We start from the raw sequence: 19,411 nt of genomic DNA on the forward strand, positions 1-19,411 counted from the left end.
GGCCGTTGTCTAGCCGGTTTCGCAGGCGTGCGGGAGGGCGGCGTGCGCACGGCCCATGACGCAACCGAAAGCGTCGTGTTAGGAACATGAACATGATGCGCCCCGACCTCGACCGCTACATCGCCGGATGGCGGGGACCCGTACTGGCGGCCCTGGTCGCCCTGTTCGCCGGCCTGCCGGTGCTGATGCTGCTGCCGCCGCTGGATCGCGACGAAAGCCGTTACGCCCAGGCGACGTCGCAGATGCTGGAGAGCGGCGACTACGTCGACATTCGTTTCCAGCAGGATCCGCGCTGGAAGAAGCCTGTCGGCATCTACTGGATGCAGGCGGCGGCCGTGGCGGCGACGTCGAACGTCGAGAACCGGGACATCCAGCCCTACCGGATTCCGTCGATCCTCGGCGCCATGCTGGCCGCCGCGGCGTGCGCCTGGGCCGGCGCCGCGATGTTCGGACAGAGGGCCGGCTTCCTGGGCGGGGCCATGCTGGGCGCGACCTTCCTGCTGTCGACGGAAGCGGGGATCGCCAAGACCGACGCGATGCTTTGCGCGTCCGTCACCCTGTCCATGGCGGCCCTGGCGCGAATCTATCTGTCGACACGGGCGGGGGAGATTCCCCGACGACCGCACAAGCTGCTGTTCTGGCTGGGCCTGGGGCTGTCGATTCTGATCAAGGGGCCGATCGGCCTGATCGTCATCGCCCCGGCGATGCTGATGCTCTCGGTTTGGGATCGCGACATCAAATGGATGCGACGGCTCGGCTGGGGTTGGGGTCTGCCGCTGGTGGCCCTGATCGTCGGCCCCTGGGCGATCGCCATCACCATCGCCACGGACGGCGGATTCTGGCGCGAAGCCATCGCCGGCGACCTGGCGCCCAAGCTTGCAGGCGGACACGAGAGCCACGGAGCGCCTCCCGGCTACTACCTGCTGGGCGCGCTGGTCCTGTTCTTCCCGGCAACCCTGCTGCTGCCCGCCGCCCTGTCGACGGGCTGGCACCGGCGCGCCGAGCCGGCGGTGCGGTTCCTGGTCTGCTGGCTCGTGCCCGCATGGCTGATCTTCGAACTGACGCCGACCAAGCTGGCGCACTACACCCTGCCGGCCTACGGAGCCCTGGCGCTTCTGGCCGCAGCCGCCCTGACCCGGCCCATCGGACGCGTCTCGCGCTACATGGGCGCGGCGCTGACGGTCGTGGTGGGGGCCGCCCTGGCCGTGGGGACGGTCTATCTGCTCACCGAGTACGGCAAGTCGACGGCCCAGACCTGGGCGACCATCACCATCGTCTTCGCCGTCCTGGCCGCCCTGATCGGCGCCTTCCTGATGATGCATCGGGCGGCGGTGACGGCGCTGATCGCCTCCCTGACGTTGGGCGTCATCGCTCACGGCGCGCTGGCCGGAACCCTGCGCCAGCTGCGGCCCCTCGCGGTCTCGCCCCAGCTTCAGAAGGTTCTGGAAGAGGGTGACCTGCATCCGCGCATGGGCCGGCCCGGGCCGGTGGCCATCGCGGGGTATCACGAGCCCAGCTTCGTCTTCCTGACCGGCAAGGACACCGAACTGACGGACGCCGCCGGCGCCGCGAAGGCCCTGGCCGAAGGGCGTCCCGCCATCGTCGAGGAGCGCGAGGCCGAGGCGTTCCGACAGGCGGCCGCCAATCTCGGCGTGACCGGTCGCTCGGTCGGCGTCGTGCAGGGCTACAACTATTCGCAGGGCGATGACGTCCGCCTGACCGTATACGCCCCGCCGGGCGCAACGCCCGCCAGTCCGGAGCGCGCGCGATGAGCCGTCGCATCACCATCGTCGAGGTCGGTCCCCGTGACGGCCTGCAGAACGAAACGGCGATCCTTGAGCCGATCATGCGGGCCAATCTGGTTCGTCGCCTGGAAGGCGCCGGCGCGCGGCGCATCGAGGCCGTCAGCTTCGTCCATCCGAAATACGTGCCGCAGATGGCCGGAGCCGAAGAGGTGATGGCCGACCTGCCCCACGAGGCCGGGCGCAGCCGCATCGGCCTGGTGTTGAACGGCAAGGGCTATGACCGGGCGCTGGGTACGGCCGTGGATGAGGTCAACGTCGCGATGTCCGCGACCGATGGGTTCGGGCTCAAGAACCAGGGACTGTCGGTCGAACAGCAGGTGCAGATGCTGGCCGACATCATGGCCGGTCGGGCCAACGCAGAAGGCGCGCCGGGCGCCACGCCCTCCCTGTCCGCCACCCTGTCCTGCGTCTGGGGCTGTCCCTTCGACGGCGAGGTATCCATCGATCAGGTGGCCGATCTGGTCGGGCGGATCGCTGAACTCGGGGTCGAGGAGATCGCCCTGGCCGACACCATCGGCGTCGGCGACCCGTGGGCCGTGACGCGTAAGGTCGAGGCGGCTCGCAAGGCCGCGCCAGACGCAGTCCTGCGGCTGCATTTCCACGACACGCGCAACACCGGCCTGGCCAACGCCTATGCCGGTGTGGAGGCGGGCGTGGACGTGCTGGACGCCTCCGTCGGCGGCATCGGCGGCTGTCCGTTCGCGCCCGGCGCTACCGGCAACATCGCCACCGAGGATCTGGTCTACATGCTGGAGCGGGCCGGGTTTGAAACCGGCTACGACCTCGATGCGCTGATCACCACCGCCCGCTGGATCGGGGAGAAGATCGGCCGTCCCGCGCCCAGCGCGCTCAGCCGCGCAGGAGGCTGGCCTCGAAGCTGACCTGCCGGCGCCCCTCGGCGCAGGACAGGATTCAGTCCTCATCGATGTCTGCCCCGTCTGCCGACGGCGAAACGGGGTGCAGATCGTGCAGATAGTGCAGATCCCCGGTTACGGCGTCCGCAGCTTCCCGCATGCGCGCCTTGACGTCGCCGATGGGCTTCGTGAGGTCGCAGAACTCGGCCATGGCGGCCCGCTGTTTCGCGCCGCGTAGACGCTCGGCTGCGCGGGCGCGTTCCTGTTCCACCAGCACGATATGGCGGGCGGCCATGGCGTGCAGCCGGCCCCAACGCAGCGCCTCGTAGACCCGCCCCCGCTCAACCGCCAGCGCCATCCGACCGGCGGCGACACGGATGGTCCGGCCGGGGTCGAAGTCGGGGAGTTCGTCGTCGGGGACGTCGGGCTCAAGCTCGGTGTCCGGCTGGTCCGATCGGCGCCAACCCTCCTCGCGGGCGCGCCGGCGAAAGGCGGACAGGCCGATATCGAACCGCTCGCACACGACCGGAGCGGGTTCGCCGGCGAGATAGGCCTCACGCGCCTGATCCCAGGTTTCGGGGCTGCGAATGCGGTAACCGTCTGTCATGGGGCCCAGCATGAACCGCGGCTGCGTCGAAATCGGTCGTACCATCCGGCCCGGCTCACCGATGCGATTTCAGCAAAGCCTCAGCTTTCGCTCATGCGGCTCACCGGCCGTCCGACCCAGACTGAAAGCCTCACCAACGGAGGCCATCGGATGTCGGGGAATATTGAAGGCGGCGCACGCCACAGGGGCTGGTGGAGGATCATCGTCTGGGGCGGCCCCGCGGTGCTGCTGCTGATACCCGCGGTCGCCATGCAGTTCTCCGACGAGGTGCAGTGGACCGCTTTCGACTTCATTGTCGCCGCCGTCATTCTGGCGGTGCCGGCGGCGCTGATTGAACTGACCATGCGGGCGTCGCGCAGCGTCGCCTATCGCGCGGGGGTGGTCGTGGCGCTGGGGACCGCCTTCCTGATCACCTGGTCGAACCTGGCCGTCGGGATCATCGGCAACGAGGACAACCCCATCAACCAGATCTTCTTCGGCGTGATCCTCATCGCCATCGTCAGCGCCTTCATCGCCAATTTCAGGGCCCGGGGCATGGCTCTGGCCATGGCGGCGACCGCCGTCGCCATGGCGGCGACCGCGATCCCGGCCTTCATGGACGGATCCGTGGTCGTGCGCCTGATCGCGATCTTCACCGCGCTCTGGCTTCTCTCCGCCTGGCTGTTCCACAAGGCGGCCACGGGCCAGGCCACAGTAGCGGCGGAGTCCTGACAGGCGGACGGACGTCCTTACGCAGGAACCGGCTCGGCCTTGTCCCGCGTCCGTTCGGTCTCCTGCAGAGGCTCGCATTTACGAAACCGGGCGGCGTCCCAGCCGCAGTCGCCGCAGCGACACGGGCCGCCGAGGTGGCAGGTGGGGTGAAGCTCCAGCAGGCGGACGCTCCAGCCGTCGCCGACCTGGCGCGTGCGGGTGACGGTGTAGCGCTCGCCGAGGCGGGGCATGACCCGGGTCTCGGGATGGACGGGCACGTCGTCGATGCATTCGACGACGTCAGCGGACTGGAATCTGGACATGGACCTTGGTGCGCCCCCGCGCGGATGACGGGTCCATGAAATCCGGCATTCGCGCCTGAACGCCAATCACATGAGCGGCGCCGTGACCCGGGGTGGGGCGGAACAGTATTTTCCGCTCATCCCCGCGAAAGCGGGGACCCGGACCTTTCGTGGGAACGCCGGGCGTTTCAGGACATCGGCCTGAGCGCGCACAGGCGAGACCGATCACCCACAGAACTGGGTCCCCGCTTTCGCGGGGATGAGCGGAATGAAGGAAGTCCGGAGCCTACAGGTTCAGCAGGGCCGGATCGCCGCCCTGGGCGGAGATGTTGTTCGAGATCGCCTTCTCGGCGGCGTAGCGGATCAGGCTGTTGGGGCCGCCCGCCTTGGGGCCGGTGCCGGACAGGCCTTCGCCGCCGAAGGGCTGGACGCCCACGACCGCGCCGGTGATCGAGCGGTTGATGTAGACGTTGCCGGCCGGGACCAGGCGGATGACCTCTTCGGCGAAGGCCTCGATGCGGCTGTGCACGCCCAGCGTCAGGCCATAGCCGCGCGCGGCCAGCTTGCCGGCGACGGTCTTCAGATCGGCCGGGTCGTAGCGGTAGACGTGCAGGATCGGGCCGAACACCTCGCGCTCGAGGAAGTCGGGCGTCGGGATCTCGGCGATGGTCGGGGCGAACAGGTCGCCCTTGTCGGCGCCTTCCGGCATGGCGGCGCGGGCGACGATCTTCGCTTCCTTCTTGAGGCGCTCGATGTGGGCCTCGAGGTTGGCGCGGCTCTCGGCGTCAATGACCGGGCCGATGTCGGTGGCCGGGTCGGTCGGGTCGGCGAGGACCTGGGCGGCGAGCGCGCCTTTCAGGCCTTCGATCAGGGCGTCGGCGGAATCCTTCGGCGCATAGAGGATGCGCAGGGCCGAGCAGCGCTGACCGGCGCTCCCGAACGCCGACAGGATGACGTCGTCGATGACCTGTTCCTTCAGCGCCGTGGTGTCGACGAACATGCCGTTGAGGCCGCCGGTCTCGGCGATGAAGGGGATGATCTGGCCCGGGCGGGCGGCGATCGAGCGGTTGATGGCGGCGGCGGTATCGGTGCCGCCGGTGAAGGCGACGCCGTCGATGCCCGGATGCGAAACCAGCTTGGCGCCGACGGTCTCGCCGCGGCCCGGGACCAGAGCCAACAGGTCGGCGTTGAGGCCGGCCTTGTGATAGAGGCGCACGGCCTCGGCGGCGATCAGCGGGGTCTGTTCGGCGGGCTTGGCCAGGACGGCGTTACCGGCGGCCAGGGCGGCGGCGATCTGGCCGGTGAAGATGGCCAGCGGGAAGTTCCACGGGCTGATACAGGCGAAGACGCCGCGGCCGTGCAGGACCAGCTGGTTGATCTCACCGACCGGGCCCTTCAGCTCCTCGCGGCCGCCGAAGTCGCGCTCGGCCAGCATGGCGTAGTAGCGGCAGAAGTCGGCGGCCTCGCGCACCTCGGCGACGCCGTCGTTGAGGGTTTTGCCGGCTTCGCGCGACAGCAGGGCGACCAAGCGGTCGATGTCGTGCTCCAGCGCGTCGGCCATGGCGCGCAGAACCGGGGCGCGGCCGGAGCCACCCTTGCGGTCCCAGGCGAGCTGGGCGTTGCCGGCGGCGTTCACGGCGGCGTCGATGTCGGCCTCGGTCGCTTCCGAGACGTGGCCCAGCACCTGCGAGCGGTCGAACGGATTGGTCACATCCTGCGGGTTGGTCCCGGCCTTGAGCTTGCCGCCGATCAGCGGGCCCGAGGTCAGCTTTTCACTGTCGACCTTCTCGAGGGCGAGCACATGGCGTTCGCGGTCGGCGGCCTGGGAGTAGTCGCGGCCGAGCGAGTTCTGGCGGTCCATGTACATGTCCTTCGGGGTCGGGATCTTGGCGTGGCGGTCGGGGTGGGCCTCGACGGCGGAAATGGGATCGGCGGCGACCATGGCGGCCGGCACGCGCTCGTCCAGCAGGGCGTGGACGAAGGAGGAGTTGGCGCCGTTCTCGAGCAGGCGGCGGACCAGATAGGGCAGCAGGTCCTCATGGCCGCCGACGGGGGCGTAGGCGCGCACGGTCACCGGACCGAAGGCTGCCTTGGCGGAGTCGTACAGGGCCTCGCCCATGCCGTGCAGGCGCTGGAACTCGATCTTCACGCCGCGATCGGTGGCCATCTTGTAGACGGCGGCCAGCGAGTGGGCGTTGTGGGTCGCGAACTGCGAATAGATGTGCGGCGCGGCCTCGATCATCAGGCGGGCGCAGACGAGGTAGTTGAGGTCGGTGGCGGCCTTGGTGGTGAAGACCGGATAATCGGTGCGGCCGAAGATCTGGGCGCGCTTGATCTCGGTGTCCCAGTAGGCGCCCTTGACCAGGCGGACCATCAACCGGCGGCCGGAGTCCTTCGCCAGGTCGGCGACGCGGCGGATCACCTCGGGGCAGCGCTTCTGGTAGGCCTGGACGGCGAGGCCGAGGCCTTTCCATTCGCCCAGGTCGGGCTCGCGGGCGAGGCGGTCCAGCAGCTTCAGCGACAGGGCGAGGCGGTCGGCCTCCTCCGCGTCCATGGTGAAGTTGATGTCGTATTTCGCGGCGATCTTCGCGAGGCGCAGGACGCGGGGATAGAGCTCGTCCCAGACGCGGTGCTCGTGGGTCGCTTCATAGCGCGGCGACAGGGCCGACAGCTTGACCGAGACGCCGTGGCCGACCTCGGGGCCCTGGCCCTTTGCGGTCTTGCCGACGGCCTCGATGGCGTCGGCGTAGATCTTTTCGTAGCGCTCGGCGTCATGGGCGGTGCGGGCGCCCTCGCCCAGCATGTCGAACGAGCAGAGCCAGCCTTCCTTGTTCGAGCGCTTCAGGGCCGCCTCGATGGTGCGGCCGACGACGAACTGCTCGCCCATGATGCGGACGGCGGCGGCGACGGCCTCGCGGATGACCGGCTCGCCCAGACGGCCGACGATGCGCTTCAGGAAGCCGGGCAGGTCTGTGCGGGCCTCTTCATCCACGTCGACCAGCTTGCCGGTCAGCATCAGGCCCCAGGTCGAGGCGTTGACGAACAGGCTGTCCGACTGGCCGAGGTGTGAGGCCCAGTCCGCCGAGCCGATCTTCTCGGCGATCAGACGGTCGCGGGTTTCTTCGTCGGGCGTGCGCAGCAGGGCCTCGGCGAGGCACATGAGAGCCAGGCCCTCGCGGGTGCCGAGCGAGAACTCCTGCAGGAAGCTTTCGACCACGCCCTGTTTCTTGACGCTGGCGCGGGCGCGTTCGACGAGGTCGGTGGCGCTGGCGAGAACCTCGCCACGCTCGTCGCCGTCGAGGGGGATGCGGCCCAGCAGGCCCCGAACCGTGGCCGTTTCGTCTGCGAACTTGCCTTCGTCCAGCGTGTCCCAGTGGGCGACGCTTGAAGGGGAGAAGGCGGTCGTCATGGGCGTTCGGTCCTGAGTGTGCCGGGCATATATGGCGGACCTCGCCGAATGTGTATCGTATGATCCCCTGTAGCGCCGAAGATCGTTCGGTGAAGTTGAGGTTTCGCCGATGGAAACTCTGGACGCCGTCGATCGCCGCCTGCTGCGCGCCCTGCAGGAGGACGGCCGGCTGTCGAATGCGGAGCTGGCGCGGCGCTGCAACCTGTCGGCCGCCGCGTGTTTCGAGCGCATCCGACGCCTGAAGGAACGGCGGGTGATCACCGGTTACGCCGCCCTGATCGATCCGGCCAAGGTCGGGCGCGGGCTGCTGATCTTCGTCGAGGTGCACCTCGACCGCACCACCGGCGACGTGTTCGAGGCCTTCGCCGAGGCGGTGCGCCGCCAGCCCGAGGTGCTGGAGTGCCATATGGTGGCCGGCGGCTTCGACTATCTGATCAAGGCCCGCGTCGGAGACATGGACGCCTATCGCGCCTTCCTCGGCGACGTGCTGGTGCGGATGCCGGGCGTGCGGGAGACGCGAACCTATGCCGTTCTCGAAGAGGTGAAGGCGACCACAGCCCTGCCGCTGTAAGGCCGTCTCGCCAAGTTCATCGTAAACGGCTAGATCGGTTCCCCGATCAACGGCGGAGCCTTCCGGCCCACATGCGCATCGTTCTGGCAACCGACGCCTGGGAGCCCCAGGTCAACGGAGTCGTCCGCACCCTGACCCGGACCATCGCGGAATGCCGCGCCATGGGCCATGAGGTCGAGGTCATCGAGCCGAGCCAGTTCAAGACCATCGCCGCGCCGACCTATCCGGAGATCCGGCTGGCGCTGGGCGCCGAGGAAGAGATCCGCGAGCGGCTGCGCGCGCTGGAGCCCGAGGCGGTGCACATCGCCACCGAGGGCCCGATCGGCATCGCCACACGGCGCATCTGCGTGGAATGGAAGCTGCCGTTCACGACCAGCTACCACACCAAATTCCCCGAGTACGTCTCGGCCCGGTTCCCGATCCCGGTGCAGGTCGGCTACGCCTATATGAAGTGGTTCCACAAGCCGTCGGGACGGCTGATGGTCGCCACCCCGACGCTGCGCGACGAGCTGCTGGAGCGCGGATTCCGCAACGTCTCGCCGTGGTCGCGGGGCGTGGACACCGAGCAGTTCAACCCGGACCTGCCGCGCATCTACGACGAGTTGGGCGGCAAGGACTGGCCGCGGCCGTTCTTCCTCAACGTCGGCCGCGTGGCCGTCGAGAAGAACATCGAGGCCTTCCTCGAAACCGACCTGCCGGGCACCAAGATCGTGGTCGGAGACGGACCGGCGCGGGCCGAGCTGGAAGTGAAATATCCCGACGCCAAATTCCTCGGCGCCCGCTTCGGCGAGGAGCTGGCGCGCTGCTTCCGCGACGCCGACGTGTTCGTCTTCCCGAGCTGGACCGACACCTTCGGCCTGGTGATCCTGGAGGCCATGGCCACGGGCACGCCGGTGGCCGCCTATCCGGCGCATGGCCCGATCGACATCATCCCCGGCTCGAACGCCGGAGCGATCGACAAGGACCTGCGGACGGCCTGTCTGGAGGCGCTGAAGTGCGACCGGGCCGCGGTGCGGGCCTATGCCGAGAAGTTCAGCTGGCGGGCCTCGGCGGAGCAGTTCGTCGAGAACCTGCAGCCCTACCCGGAGCCCGAGCGCGGCCGGTTCTGGCGGCGGCTGCGGCGGATCGCCCGGCTGCGGCGCAAGGCGGCGGCGTAACGAAAAAGGCCCCGGAGCGATCCGGGGCCTTTCTGTTTCGGGGAGGAACCCGTCCTTACTTGGTCGGGGCCGACATCACCGTCAGGCCCTGGGCCACGGCGCGCTGGGCGGTCAGCTGGTCGGCGGGCAGCGGCACCAGGCCGCGGTCCTGGAGGTAGCCGCCGCGGCCGGCGGAGGCCTCGGACATGAACTCCGTCACGAACTGCTCGAGGCCCGGCGTCACGCCGACGTGCTGCTTCTTGACGTAGATGTAGAGGCTGCGGGCCAGCGGGTAGGAGCCGTCGGCGATGGTGTCGGCCGAGGGCGCGACGCCGTCGATGGTCTCGGCCTTCACCGTGTCCATGTTCTGCTCGAGGAAGGAGAAGCCGAACACGCCCAGCGAGCCCGGGGTGCGGGTCAGGGTCTGGACGATGGCGTTGTCGTTCTCGCCCGAGTCGATCCAGGCGTTGTCCTCACGCAGGGTGTGGGCCAGCGTTTCGAAGCGGTCCTTGTCGGCCGCGGCCAGGGCGGCGAGCGACGGGATCTCCTTGGCGCCCGGGGCCATGCCCAGTTCCAGGAAGGCGTCGCGGGTGCCCGAGGTGGGCGGCGGGCCATAAACCTGGATGCGCTGGTTCGGCAGGGCCGGGTTGACCTGGTTCCAGGTCGTGGCCGGGTTGGCGACGAAGGTGTTGTTGGGACCCGGGACTTCCTTGGCCAGGCCGGAATAGATGTCCTGCAGGCGGAAGTTGAAGCTGTTGCCCGAGCGGGCCGTGGCGATGACGATGCCGTCGTAGCCGATCTTGATCTCGACGATCTCGGTCACGCCGTTCTTCTGGCATTCCTCGAACTCCGACTTCTTCATCGGACGCGAGGCGTTGGCGATGTCCGGGGTCGACGGGCCGACGCCGGTGCAGAAGGCCTTGATGCCGCCGCCGGTGCCCAGCGATTCGACGCGCGGAGCGGCGCCGCCGGCCGTGCGCGAGAAGTTCTCGGCCACGCGGGTGGCGAAGGGGAAGACGGTCGAGGAGCCGGCGGCCCAGATGCCCGCACGCGGGGCCTGGGAGCCGGGTGCGCCGGCGTTGTCGCCACAGGCGCCGAGGCCCAGCAGGGCGGCGGCGGAAGCGGCGGCGAGAAGGATGCGGGTCATCATCAGTTTCCGGACAAATGCCAAGGTGTGGCGCTTAGACCAGAGGTTTGTGACGGTCCGCCGGGTCGGTTGATGACGGTTCGGCGACGGGAACCAGCGCGGCCACTTCTTTCGTCATCCCGGCGAAGGCCGGGACCTAGCGGCGCGCGAGAGCGCGAAACTGTCACGCACGCCGCTCGCTCAATCGCCTTCGCTAGCGCTTCGGCGCCGCTGGGTCCCGGGGTCGCTGTGCGCCCCGGGATGACGAAAGAATGGATGCGCTCAAGCAGCGAGCGACCGCGTCGCGAGCGATAGCGGCCTAGATATGAATGGCGTGTCCCAGGGCGCGGAGCGACGCCTCGTGGAAGGCCTCGCCGAGCGTCGGGTGGACGTGGATGACGCCGGCGACGTCTTCCAGCACCGCGCCCATCTCCAGCATCTGGGCGAAGCTGTTGGACATCTCGGAAACATGCTGGCCGACGGCCTGGACGCCGAGCAGGCGGTGGTCGGTCTTCGAGGCGATGACGCGCACGAAGCCGCCGTCCTCGCCGGCCTCGATGGCCAGGGCGCGGCCGATAGCCATCAACGGGAAGACCGCCTGGATGACGTCGTCGCGGCCTTCGACGTCCTGCGGGCCGAGGCCGGCGGAGACGATCTCGGGCTCGGTGAAGCAGACGGCGGCGATGGTGACGGGATCGAAGCGGCGGTCATGGCCGGCGATGATCTCGGCGACGACCTCGCCCTGGGCAGAGCCCTTGTGGGCCAGCATGGGTTCGCCGGTCAGGTCGCCGACGGCCCAGACGTTACGCATGCTGGTGGCGCAGCGGTCGTCGATCTTCACGAACGGACCGGCCATGGCCACGCCCATGTTCTCCAGGCCCCAGCCCTGGGTGCGCGGCTTGCGGCCGACGGTGACGAGGACCTTGTCGGCCTTGAGCTTGATGGCCTCGCCGGACTTCGTCGTGACGTTCAGCTGGCCGTTCTCGAACGAACCGGCCCTGGCGCCGAGGTGCAGTTCGACGCCGCGCTTCTCCAGCCATTTCTGGACCGGATCGGTCAGGGCCTTGTCGTAGAGCGGCAGCAGGCGGTCGGCCATTTCGACGATGGCGACTTCGGCGCCCAGCTTGCGGAAGGCGATGCCGAGCTCGAGGCCGATGTAGCCGCCGCCGACGACGACCAGCTTGCCCGGGACCTTGTCCAGCGACAGGGCCTCGGTCGAGGAGATGACGTCGCCGCCGAACTTCAGGAAGGGCAGTTCGACCGGGTCCGAACCGGTGGCGAGGATGACGTGTTCGGCCGAGATGGTGATGTCGCCCTCGGCGGTCTTCACCGTGCAGGTCTTGGCATCGGAGAAGGTGGCCCAGCCCTTGATGACCTTGACCTTCGCCTTCTTGAGCAGGGCGGCGACGCCGTTGTTCAGCTTCTTCACGATGCCGTCCTTCCACGCGACCGTCTGCGACAGGTCGATGGCCGGCTTGGCGGCGGTGATGCCCAGGGTGCCGCCGTCAGCGGCCTTGGAGACGGTCTCGAACTTGCCGGCGGCGTGGATGATCGCCTTGGACGGAATGCAGCCGACATTCAGGCAGGTCCCGCCCAGGCCGTCGCCGCCGTCCACCAGCACGGTGTCGAGGCCCAGCTGGCCGCAACGGATGCCGGCGACATAGCCGCCGGTGCCGGCGCCGATGATCAGGACTTTGGTGGTGAGGGATTGCATGGCTTGGCTTTGCAGAAGTCAGTTGGAGATCGCGACGGCGGGCTCAGATGAGAACAGGGGGTCGTTGGCGAGGGCGAAATTTATGTCGACCAGCCTTGTTGTCCGCAGGACCCCATTTATGCGGTCCATGTAGACCGCGTAGGTCTTGCCTGGCTGAGGCGTTTCAATCCCGTCCCAGCAGCTGCTCCAGGTGATAACGTCCTCTCCCGGAACGAGGGCCACGTCCGGTGCTACCTGAATCACCGCTGGCGAGTTTCCCTTCAGTACCCAAGTCGTCCGCAGGATCGCCGTCCATTCGCGCGCGTGACCCAACTCGTACGGCTGCCCCGTCATCCGATCGAACGGAACGCCGGTGTCATAGGTGAATCGTCCCCAGTCCGTCCGGCTAACCACTGTGGCTACTGCTACGACATCATGCGCTTCGTTAGCGGGAACGAACCGCCAAGGAATCCGGCAGGCCAAGGCAGTCGTCGGCGCGGCAAGGGAAACCGCAGCCGCGAGAGCAACCGCACGTGCCAGGCCTATCGCCATCACCCCATCCACAGCGTCGCGGGGTTCTCCAGCAGGCCCTTGATGCGCTGGACGAAGACGGCGGCGTCGTGGCCGTCGACGATGCGGTGATCGAAGGACGAGGACAGGTTCATCATCTTGCGGACGACCATCTGGCCGTCCTTCACCACGACCCGCTCCTGGATCTTGTTGGGGCCGACGATGGCGACCTCGGGGTGGTTGATGATCGGCGTGTGGACGAGGCCGCCCAGCGTGCCCAGCGAGGTGATGGTGATGGTCGAGCCCGAGAGCTCCTCACGCGACGCCTTGCCGGACTTGGCGGCGCCGGAGACGCGGGTGATCTCGTTGGCCGTGTCGTAGGGATCGCGCGCCTCGGCGTGGCGGACGACCGGGACCATCAGGCCGTTCGGCGTCTGGGCGGCAATGCCCAGGTGGACCGGGGCGTGCTGGGTCAGGACGCCGGCCTCGTCGTCGTACCAGGCGTTGATCTGCGGCTGGTCGCGCAGGGCCACCACGATGGCGCGGGCGATGAACGGCAGGACGTTGAGCTTGGGCTTGTCCGAGCCCTTGTTCTGGCTGTTCAGGTGGGCGCGCAGCTCTTCCAGAGCGGTGACGTCGATCTCCTCGACGTAGGTGATGTGCGGGATGCGGCGGACGCTCTCGGCCATCTTCTCCGCGATCTTGCGGCGCAGGCCGATGATGCGGACCTCGGTGGTTCCTTCGGCCTTCGCATAGGTCGAGGAGCCCGAGGCTCCGCCCACGGATGAGCCGCGGCCGCCGGAGGCGACATAGGCGTCCAGATCGGCGTGCTCGATGCGGCCGGCCGGGCCCGAGCCGGGCACGAACTGCAGCTCGATCCCGAGGTCGCGGGCGCGGTTGCGTACGGCCGGGGAGGCGAGCGGGCGTTGGTTGCGGTCGGAGAGGGTGCGCGGCTTGGAGCCCCCCTCCCCCGCTGCGCGGGTACTCCCCCCAGCGGGGGGAGAACTGGGAGCGGCGGCCGGCGGCTTAGTTCCTCCCCCATCGGGGGAGGGGGACCGCGAAGCGGTGGAGGGGGCGGGGGCGGCTGCCGCCGCCACATTGCCCTTGCCCTCGACCGAGAAGCTGACCAGCGGACCGCCGACAGGGACCTGCTGGCCCGCTTCGCCGTGCAGGGCGACGACGGTTCCGGACACCGGCGAGGTGATCTCGACAGTGGCCTTGTCGGTCATGATGTCGGCGAGGATCTGGTCCTCGGAGACGGCGTCGCCGACCTTGACGTGCCAGCCGACCAGCTCGGCCTCGGCCGTGCCTTCGCCGACGTCGGGGAGCTTGAAGACGTAGTTGGCGCCGGCGGCGGCTGGAGCCGCAGCAGCGGCGGGCGCCGGGGCGGCCTTCGGGGCCGGGGCCGGGACCGGAGCGGCCTCGACCTTGGGCGCGGGGGCGGGCGCGTCAGCGGCGTTGCCGGCGCCCTCGACCTCGAACTCGACCAACGGGCCGCGGACCGGAATCATCTGGCCGGGTTCGCCGTGGATGGCGGTGACCTTGCCCGAGACGGGGGCGGTGATCTCGACGGTGGCCTTGTCGGTCATGACGTCGGCGACGATCTGGTCCTCGGCGACGACGTCGCCGACCTTCACGTGCCAGCCGACCAGTTCGGCCTCGGCGGTGCCTTCGCCCACGTCGGGCAGCTTGAAGACGAAACGACCCATATCAGCGCCCCCCGCTCATGACGGCCTTGAGGGCCGTGGCGACCCGTTCCGGTCCCGGGAAATATTCCCATTCGAACGCGTGCGGATAGGGGGTGTCCCAACCCGTGACGCGACCGATCGGGGCTTCCAGGTGGTAGAAGCAGCGCTCCTGCACCAGGGCCGAAAGCTCGGCGCCGAAGCCCGAGGTTTTCGGGGCCTCGTGGACGATGACGCAGCGGCCGGTCTTCTTCACCGAGGCCTCGATGGTCTCGATGTCCAGCGGCACGAGGGTGCGCAGGTCGATGACCTCGGCGTCGACGCCGGCGTGCTCTGCGCCCGCCAGGCTGACCCAGACCATGGTGCCGTAGGCCAGGATGGTGACGTCCGAGCCTTCCTTCATGACACGCGCCTTGCCGATCGGCTCGACGTATTTGCCGGTCGGGACCTGGGCCAGCTCCTGGGCCTTCCAGGGCGACACCGGCTTCTCGTGCCAGCCGTCGAACGGGCCGTTGTAGAGGCGCTTGGGCTCGAAGAAGACGACCGGATCGTCATCCTCGATGGCCGCGATCAGCAGACCCTTGGCGTCATAGGGGTTGGACGGGATGACGACCTTGAGGCCGGCGATGTGGGTGAACAGGCTTTCCGGCGACTGGCTGTGCGTCTGACCGCCGAAGATGCCGCCGCCGTAGGGGCTGCGGATGGTGATCGGCGAGGTGAACATGCCGGCCGAACGGTAGCGCAGCTTGGCCGCCTCGGAGACGATCTGGTCGTAGGCCGGATAGATGTAGTCGGCGAACTGGATCTCGACGACCGGGCGCAGGCCGTAGGCGCCCATGCCGATGGCGGCGGCGACGATGCCGCATTCGCTGATCGGGGCGTCGAAGCTGCGGGTCAGGCCGTGCTTCTGCTGCAGCTGGTCGGTGACGCGGAAGACGCCGCCGAAATAGCCGGCGTCCTCGCCGAACGACAGCACGTTCGGATCCTCGGCCATCTTGACGTCGATGGCGGAGTTGAGCGCCTGGATCATGTTCATCGCCATGATCTGGGGCTGCACGCCGTTGGCGGCGGCGGTCGATTTCGGCGGGTGCTGGCCGTCCACGGCGTCGGGTTCGATGCCGTCGACGCGGTCGGATTCGGTGAAGGTGTGCTGCTCGCTCATGGTCAGACTCCCACCTCGCGCCGTTGCTCCGTAATGCGCCAGTCCTCGGTGGCGTAGACTTCCTCGAACATGGTCTTCACCGACGGGCGCGACTGGCCCAGCGTGCCGATGGCCTCGGACTCCTTGCCGGCGGCGCGGACCTGTTCGACGGCGTCGGCCTCGGCGGCCGCCTGCTGCTCGTCGGACCATTCGCCGAGGCCGATGAGGTGCTGCTTCAGGCGCTCGACCGGATCGCCCAGCGGCCATTTCTCGTGCTCGTCGCCGGGGCGGTAGCGGCTGGGGTCGTCGGAGGTGGAGTGCGGGGCGCCGCGGTAGGTGAACAGCTCGATGACCGTCGCGCCCTGGTTGGTGCGGGCACGCTCCTCGGCCCACTGGGTCGCGGCCCAGACGGCGAGAAAGTCGTTGCCGTCGACGCGCAGGGCCGGGAGGCCGTAGCCGATGGCCTTGGAGGCGAAGGTGGTCTCGAGCCCGCCGGCGATGCCCATGAAGGACGAGATGGCCCACTGGTTGTTGACGACGTTCAGGATGACCGGCGCGCGGTAGACGGCGGCGAAGGTCAGGGCGTTGTGGAAGTCGCCTTCGGCGGTGGCGCCGTCGCCGATCCAACTGATGGCGATCTTGTCGTCGCCCTTGTAGGCGCTGGCCATGGCCCAGCCGACGGCCTGCGGCACCTGGGTGCCGAGGTTCCCGGAGATCGTGAAGAAGCCGTACTCCTTCGAGGAGTACATGATCGGCAGCTGACGGCCTTTGATCGGGTCCGAAGCGTTCGAATAGATCTGGTTCATCATATCGACCAGCGGATAGCCGCGGGCGATCAGCAGGCCCTGCTGGCGATAGGTCGGGAAGCCCATGTCCTCGCGGTTGAGGATCATGCCCTGGGCGACGGCGATGGCCTCCTCGCCGGTGCACTTCATGTAGAAGCTGGTTTTGCCCTGACGGTGGGCGCGATGCATCCGGTCGTCGAAGGCGCGCGTCAGGATCATGGCCTTGAGGCCGCGACGCAGCGTTTCAGGATCCAGCTTCGGATTCCACGGGCCGACGGCCTTGCCCTCGTCGTCCAGCACGCGGACGAGGCTGAAGGCGTGGTCGCGCATCTCGAACGGCGCGGTCGAGACCGGCGGCCGGTCCACGGCGCCGGCGGCGTCGAGCTTCAGATGGCTGAAGTCGGGCTTGTCTCCGGGACGGCCCGAAGGCTCCGGCACGCGCAGCGACAATGCTTGGGTATTGGGCTTCTTCATTCCGTCCTGCCGTCCGGTTGATCCGACCGCGTTTCCTCAGGTCGGCGTTTAGCACGAGGCGTTTGCGAAGGCTCGCTCGATTTCGACCTTGCCTTAGGCGGTTTGCCGGTATTTTATTGCGCAAATGCCAGAACCGGAGAAACGCCTTGGCTGACGATCTGGATCCCGTCGACGCCCGCATCCTGGACATCCTGCAACAGGACGCCGGACTGTCGGTCGCCGAGGTCGCCGACCGGGTCGGACTGTCGGCCTCGCCGTGCTGGCGCCGGATCAAAAGGCTGGAGGACACGGGCTTCATCCGCAAGCGGGTGACCCTGCTGGACGCCGTGCGGCTGGGCCTGGACTTCGAGGTCTACGCCATCGTCAAGCTGAGCCTGCCGTCGTCGGACAATCTGACCGCCTTCGAGACGGCGGTCAGCGACTGGCCCGAGGTGGTGCAGTGCGCCACCATCACCGGCCGCGAGGACTATGTGCTGCGGATCATCACGTCGGACATGCACGCCTTCGACAAATTCCTGCGCGAGAAGCTGCTCAGCCTGAACATCGTGTCGGACTGCGAAAGCCACATCGTCACGCGCGGCGTGAAGAATGTGACGACCCTGCCCCTTGGCATTGTGACCCCACACGTCGGATAGTGCCGCTCTCCAACAGGAGAGGGCATGCGTCGATTCGGTGGAGCTGTGGTCGGACTGACGCTGGCGTTCTGCGCCGGTGACGCGTCCGCGCAGGCGCTGGAGACCGTCGCATCCAGCCCCGCAGAGCCCTGGCTGATCGAATCCACGGGCCGGGTCGCGTCCGGCATCCTGGTCGTCTCGTCCGTGCATCGCGCGGGTCTGTTCACGGTCGGCGAAGACGGCGCGCTCACTCCGTTCGGGCCGACCGACCGGCAGGCCATGTTCGGGCTGATCTCCGAGATGGGGCGCGGCTCGATCTGGGTGGCGTCCTCGCCCTCGCCCCATGATGAGCGCGAAGACCGGCCGGCGGAGCTGCTGCAGCTGGAGATCAACAGCGGCGACGTGGTCGGAACCTTCGGGGCTGACGGCGAAGGGCACGCCTTCGGCGACATCGCCCTGGGCGCCGATGGCGAGATTTTCGTCGCCGATACCGGAACACGACAAATCCTGGTCCTGAGGCCGGGAGAGGCAAGGCTGCAGCCCCTCGTCCAGCTGCCGGAGCGCGGCTCGCCGCAGGGCATGGTGGTGTCGCCGGACGGCCGGTGGCTGGTGTTCTCCGACTACGGCACCGGGCTGCACCGGATCGACCTGTCGGAGGGGTTCGGCCTGCGCGACTTCACCACCGCGGAATTCACACCCCTGTCCGGCCCCGAGGGAGTCGAACTGCGCGGCATCGACGGTTTGATCGGTTGGGAGACCGACGGCCTGATCGCCATCCAGAACGGCACCCGGACCCCGCGCGTATTGCGCCTGCGGCTGTCGCCCGACTTCAGCACTGTGACCCGACGCGAGGCCCTGCTTGAGGGCGGCGCCCTCAGCGAACCGACCACCGGCTATGTGGAGGGCGGCAACCAGCTGATCTTCGTCTCGCGCAGCCAGTGGACCGATTTCGATCGCGAAGGCCGCCCGACCACCGACGCACCGGCCCCCGCCGTCGTCAGCCGCTTCCTGATTCCCCTGGAGCCCCAGCCATGATCGAGATGGTCATCGACGCCCGCCGCAAGGACCTTGGAGGTTTCGAGGTCGGGCGCGTTCTGCCGTTCCACGCCCGCCGCATGGTCGGGCCCTTCATCTTCCTGGACCAGATGGGCCCGGCCGAGTTCGCGCCGGGGTCGGAGGCGATCAACGTGCGGCCGCACCCGCACATCGGCCTGTCGACCCTGACCTATCTGTTCGAGGGCGAGATCATGCACCGGGACAACACCGGCGCAGTTCAGGCCATCCGGCCGGGCGAGGTCAACTGGATGACCGCCGGGCGCGGTATCGTACACTCCGAACGCACCGATCCGTTGAAGAAGAGCACGGGCGGACCGATGCACGGCATGCAGGCGTGGATCGCCCTGCCGACCGAACACGAGGACGGCGATCCGTCCTTCCATCACCTGGGTGAGGACGGCCAACCGGTCTATGAGAACGGCGGCCTGTTCGCGCGCCTGGTCGCCGGCGAGGCCTATGGCGCCAAGGCCGCCGCGCCGGCGTCGTCGCCGCTGTTCTATGTCCACTGGGAGCTGGCCGAGGGCGTGCGCACCGCGCCGCCGCCGGGCAAGGGCGCGGGCGGCTATTCCGAACGGGCTCTGTACATCGCCAAGGGCGAGATCGAGGTCGGCGACCGTGCTTTCCATGAGGGCCAGATGGTCGTGCTGGAGCCGACGGCGGAGCCGACGATCAAAGCGCTGAAACCATCGACGGTCATGGTCATGGGCGGCGAGCCGGTGGGGCAACGTCTGATCTGGTGGAATTTCGTCTCGTCTTCGCAGGACAAGATCGACGCCGCCAAGGCGGACTGGAAGGCGGGCCGCATGGCCCTGCCGACGGAGGACGACGTCGAGTTCATCCCCCTGCCCGACGTTCCGTCCACGCCCGAACCGGCGCCCGATACGGTCAAGCCCGAGCCGACGCACCCCGTTTAGGCGGCGGCGTCCTTGAACCACGGCGGCGGCCCCCGATCT

At 68.5% G+C, this 19,411-nt stretch carries 17 protein-coding genes; 8 read left to right on the forward strand and 9 right to left on the reverse strand.

Going from position 1 to position 19,411, the window contains the following annotated elements; translation table 11 throughout:
* Window positions 1-92: 92 nt before the first annotated feature.
* Both GGR12_RS15445 and GGR12_RS15450 read left to right on the forward strand, forming a co-directional pair.
* Complete coding sequence (locus tag GGR12_RS15445) at window positions 93-1,772, forward strand: ArnT family glycosyltransferase (RefSeq protein WP_183205509.1); 1,680 nt, start codon at window positions 93-95, stop codon at window positions 1,770-1,772.
* Window positions 1,769-2,686 (forward strand): hydroxymethylglutaryl-CoA lyase, encoded by a 918-nt coding sequence (locus GGR12_RS15450; RefSeq protein WP_183205510.1) that lies wholly within the window; start codon window positions 1,769-1,771, stop codon window positions 2,684-2,686. The genes GGR12_RS15445 and GGR12_RS15450 overlap by 4 nt, the downstream gene beginning before the upstream one ends.
* Window positions 2,687-2,717: 31 nt before the next feature.
* On the opposite strand, the gene GGR12_RS15455 is transcribed toward GGR12_RS15450, so the two are convergent.
* Complete coding sequence (locus tag GGR12_RS15455; protein ID WP_183205511.1) at window positions 2,718-3,278, reverse strand: hypothetical protein; 561 nt, start codon at window positions 3,276-3,278, stop codon at window positions 2,718-2,720.
* Window positions 3,279-3,416: 138 nt separating this feature from the next.
* Between GGR12_RS15455 and GGR12_RS15460 the strand changes: the two genes are divergently transcribed.
* Complete coding sequence (locus tag GGR12_RS15460) at window positions 3,417-3,977, forward strand: hypothetical protein (protein ID WP_183205512.1); 561 nt, start codon at window positions 3,417-3,419, stop codon at window positions 3,975-3,977.
* A gap of 17 nt (window positions 3,978-3,994) precedes the next feature.
* Here the strand turns inward: GGR12_RS15460 and GGR12_RS15465 are convergent, their stop codons facing one another.
* On the reverse strand, window positions 3,995-4,279 hold the full coding sequence (locus GGR12_RS15465) for a hypothetical protein (protein ID WP_183205514.1): 285 nt from the start codon (window positions 4,277-4,279) through the stop codon (window positions 3,995-3,997).
* A 265-nt stretch (window positions 4,280-4,544) separates the two neighbouring features.
* Entirely contained in the window at window positions 4,545-7,667 is a 3,123-nt protein-coding gene (gene putA, locus GGR12_RS15470) for a bifunctional proline dehydrogenase/L-glutamate gamma-semialdehyde dehydrogenase PutA (protein WP_183205516.1), read from the reverse strand.
* A gap of 109 nt (window positions 7,668-7,776) precedes the next feature.
* Between putA and GGR12_RS15475 the strand changes: the two genes are divergently transcribed.
* A complete protein-coding gene (locus tag GGR12_RS15475) occupies window positions 7,777-8,238 on the forward strand; it encodes an Lrp/AsnC ligand binding domain-containing protein (RefSeq protein ID WP_183205518.1) in 462 nt (153 codons plus the stop codon).
* 71 nt (window positions 8,239-8,309) lie between these two features.
* Window positions 8,310-9,395: a glycosyltransferase family 4 protein gene (locus tag GGR12_RS15480; RefSeq protein ID WP_183205520.1), complete on the forward strand. Its 1,086-nt coding sequence runs from the start codon at window positions 8,310-8,312 to the stop codon at window positions 9,393-9,395.
* A gap of 55 nt (window positions 9,396-9,450) precedes the next feature.
* Here the strand turns inward: GGR12_RS15480 and GGR12_RS15485 are convergent, their stop codons facing one another.
* From GGR12_RS15485 to GGR12_RS15510, 6 genes are all read right to left on the reverse strand, one after another.
* On the reverse strand, window positions 9,451-10,521 hold the full coding sequence (locus tag GGR12_RS15485; protein WP_183205521.1) for a substrate-binding domain-containing protein: 1,071 nt from the start codon (window positions 10,519-10,521) through the stop codon (window positions 9,451-9,453).
* A gap of 298 nt (window positions 10,522-10,819) precedes the next feature.
* Window positions 10,820-12,214: a dihydrolipoyl dehydrogenase gene (lpdA, locus tag GGR12_RS15490; protein WP_183205523.1), complete on the reverse strand. Its 1,395-nt coding sequence runs from the start codon at window positions 12,212-12,214 to the stop codon at window positions 10,820-10,822.
* Between the two features lie 18 nt (window positions 12,215-12,232).
* Window positions 12,233-12,745: a hypothetical protein gene (locus tag GGR12_RS15495; protein WP_183205525.1), complete on the reverse strand. Its 513-nt coding sequence runs from the start codon at window positions 12,743-12,745 to the stop codon at window positions 12,233-12,235.
* Window positions 12,745-14,412, reverse strand: coding sequence for a 2-oxo acid dehydrogenase subunit E2 (locus tag GGR12_RS15500; RefSeq protein WP_183205527.1), 1,668 nt, complete (start codon window positions 14,410-14,412; stop codon window positions 12,745-12,747). The genes GGR12_RS15495 and GGR12_RS15500 overlap by 1 nt, the downstream gene beginning before the upstream one ends.
* A 1-nt stretch (window position 14,413) precedes the next feature.
* The gene (locus GGR12_RS15505; RefSeq protein ID WP_183205529.1) at window positions 14,414-15,550 is read right to left on the reverse strand and encodes an alpha-ketoacid dehydrogenase subunit beta; all 1,137 of its coding nucleotides are present in this window, start codon (window positions 15,548-15,550) and stop codon (window positions 14,414-14,416) included.
* 2 nt (window positions 15,551-15,552) lie between these two features.
* The gene (locus GGR12_RS15510; protein ID WP_183205531.1) at window positions 15,553-16,788 is read right to left on the reverse strand and encodes a 3-methyl-2-oxobutanoate dehydrogenase (2-methylpropanoyl-transferring) subunit alpha; all 1,236 of its coding nucleotides are present in this window, start codon (window positions 16,786-16,788) and stop codon (window positions 15,553-15,555) included.
* A 146-nt stretch (window positions 16,789-16,934) separates the two neighbouring features.
* Here GGR12_RS15510 and GGR12_RS15515 point away from each other — a divergent pair, with 146 nt between their 5' ends.
* The 3 genes from GGR12_RS15515 to GGR12_RS15525 are packed head-to-tail and all read left to right on the forward strand — an operon-like array spanning window position 16,935 to window position 19,372.
* Complete coding sequence (locus tag GGR12_RS15515) at window positions 16,935-17,423, forward strand: Lrp/AsnC family transcriptional regulator (protein ID WP_183205533.1); 489 nt, start codon at window positions 16,935-16,937, stop codon at window positions 17,421-17,423.
* 24 nt (window positions 17,424-17,447) lie between these two features.
* Window positions 17,448-18,437 carry a YncE family protein gene (locus GGR12_RS15520; protein ID WP_183205535.1) on the forward strand — a complete coding sequence of 330 codons (990 nt, stop codon included), beginning with the start codon at window positions 17,448-17,450 and terminating at the stop codon, window positions 18,435-18,437.
* Window positions 18,434-19,372 (forward strand): pirin family protein, encoded by a 939-nt coding sequence (locus tag GGR12_RS15525; RefSeq protein ID WP_183205537.1) that lies wholly within the window; start codon window positions 18,434-18,436, stop codon window positions 19,370-19,372. Before GGR12_RS15520 ends, GGR12_RS15525 begins: the two co-directional genes overlap by 4 nt.
* Window positions 19,373-19,411 lie beyond the last annotated feature (39 nt).

This window comes from Brevundimonas lenta (assembly GCF_014196335.1).
In the GTDB taxonomy this organism is placed as follows: Bacteria; Pseudomonadota; Alphaproteobacteria; order Caulobacterales; family Caulobacteraceae; genus Brevundimonas; species Brevundimonas lenta.

Bases quoted from the DNA above. Each gene is read 5' to 3' on its own strand.
- GGR12_RS15445 (WP_183205509.1), top strand. From the start codon at position 93: ATGATGCGCCCCGACCTCGACCGCTACATCGCCGGATGGCGGGGACCC.
- GGR12_RS15450 (WP_183205510.1), top strand. From the start codon at position 1,769: ATGAGCCGTCGCATCACCATCGTCGAGGTCGGTCCCCGTGACGGCCTG.
- GGR12_RS15455 (WP_183205511.1), bottom strand. From the start codon at position 3,278: ATGCTGGGCCCCATGACAGACGGTTACCGCATTCGCAGCCCCGAAACC.
- GGR12_RS15460 (WP_183205512.1), top strand. From the start codon at position 3,417: ATGTCGGGGAATATTGAAGGCGGCGCACGCCACAGGGGCTGGTGGAGG.
- GGR12_RS15465 (WP_183205514.1), bottom strand. From the start codon at position 4,279: ATGTCCAGATTCCAGTCCGCTGACGTCGTCGAATGCATCGACGACGTG.
- putA (WP_183205516.1), bottom strand. From the start codon at position 7,667: ATGACGACCGCCTTCTCCCCTTCAAGCGTCGCCCACTGGGACACGCTG.
- GGR12_RS15475 (WP_183205518.1), top strand. From the start codon at position 7,777: ATGGAAACTCTGGACGCCGTCGATCGCCGCCTGCTGCGCGCCCTGCAG.
- GGR12_RS15480 (WP_183205520.1), top strand. From the start codon at position 8,310: ATGCGCATCGTTCTGGCAACCGACGCCTGGGAGCCCCAGGTCAACGGA.
- GGR12_RS15485 (WP_183205521.1), bottom strand. From the start codon at position 10,521: ATGACCCGCATCCTTCTCGCCGCCGCTTCCGCCGCCGCCCTGCTGGGC.
- lpdA (WP_183205523.1), bottom strand. From the start codon at position 12,214: ATGCAATCCCTCACCACCAAAGTCCTGATCATCGGCGCCGGCACCGGC.
- GGR12_RS15495 (WP_183205525.1), bottom strand. From the start codon at position 12,745: ATGGCGATAGGCCTGGCACGTGCGGTTGCTCTCGCGGCTGCGGTTTCC.
- GGR12_RS15500 (WP_183205527.1), bottom strand. From the start codon at position 14,412: ATGGGTCGTTTCGTCTTCAAGCTGCCCGACGTGGGCGAAGGCACCGCC.
- GGR12_RS15505 (WP_183205529.1), bottom strand. From the start codon at position 15,550: ATGAGCGAGCAGCACACCTTCACCGAATCCGACCGCGTCGACGGCATC.
- GGR12_RS15510 (WP_183205531.1), bottom strand. From the start codon at position 16,788: ATGAAGAAGCCCAATACCCAAGCATTGTCGCTGCGCGTGCCGGAGCCT.
- GGR12_RS15520 (WP_183205535.1), top strand. From the start codon at position 17,448: ATGCGTCGATTCGGTGGAGCTGTGGTCGGACTGACGCTGGCGTTCTGC.
- GGR12_RS15525 (WP_183205537.1), top strand. From the start codon at position 18,434: ATGATCGAGATGGTCATCGACGCCCGCCGCAAGGACCTTGGAGGTTTC.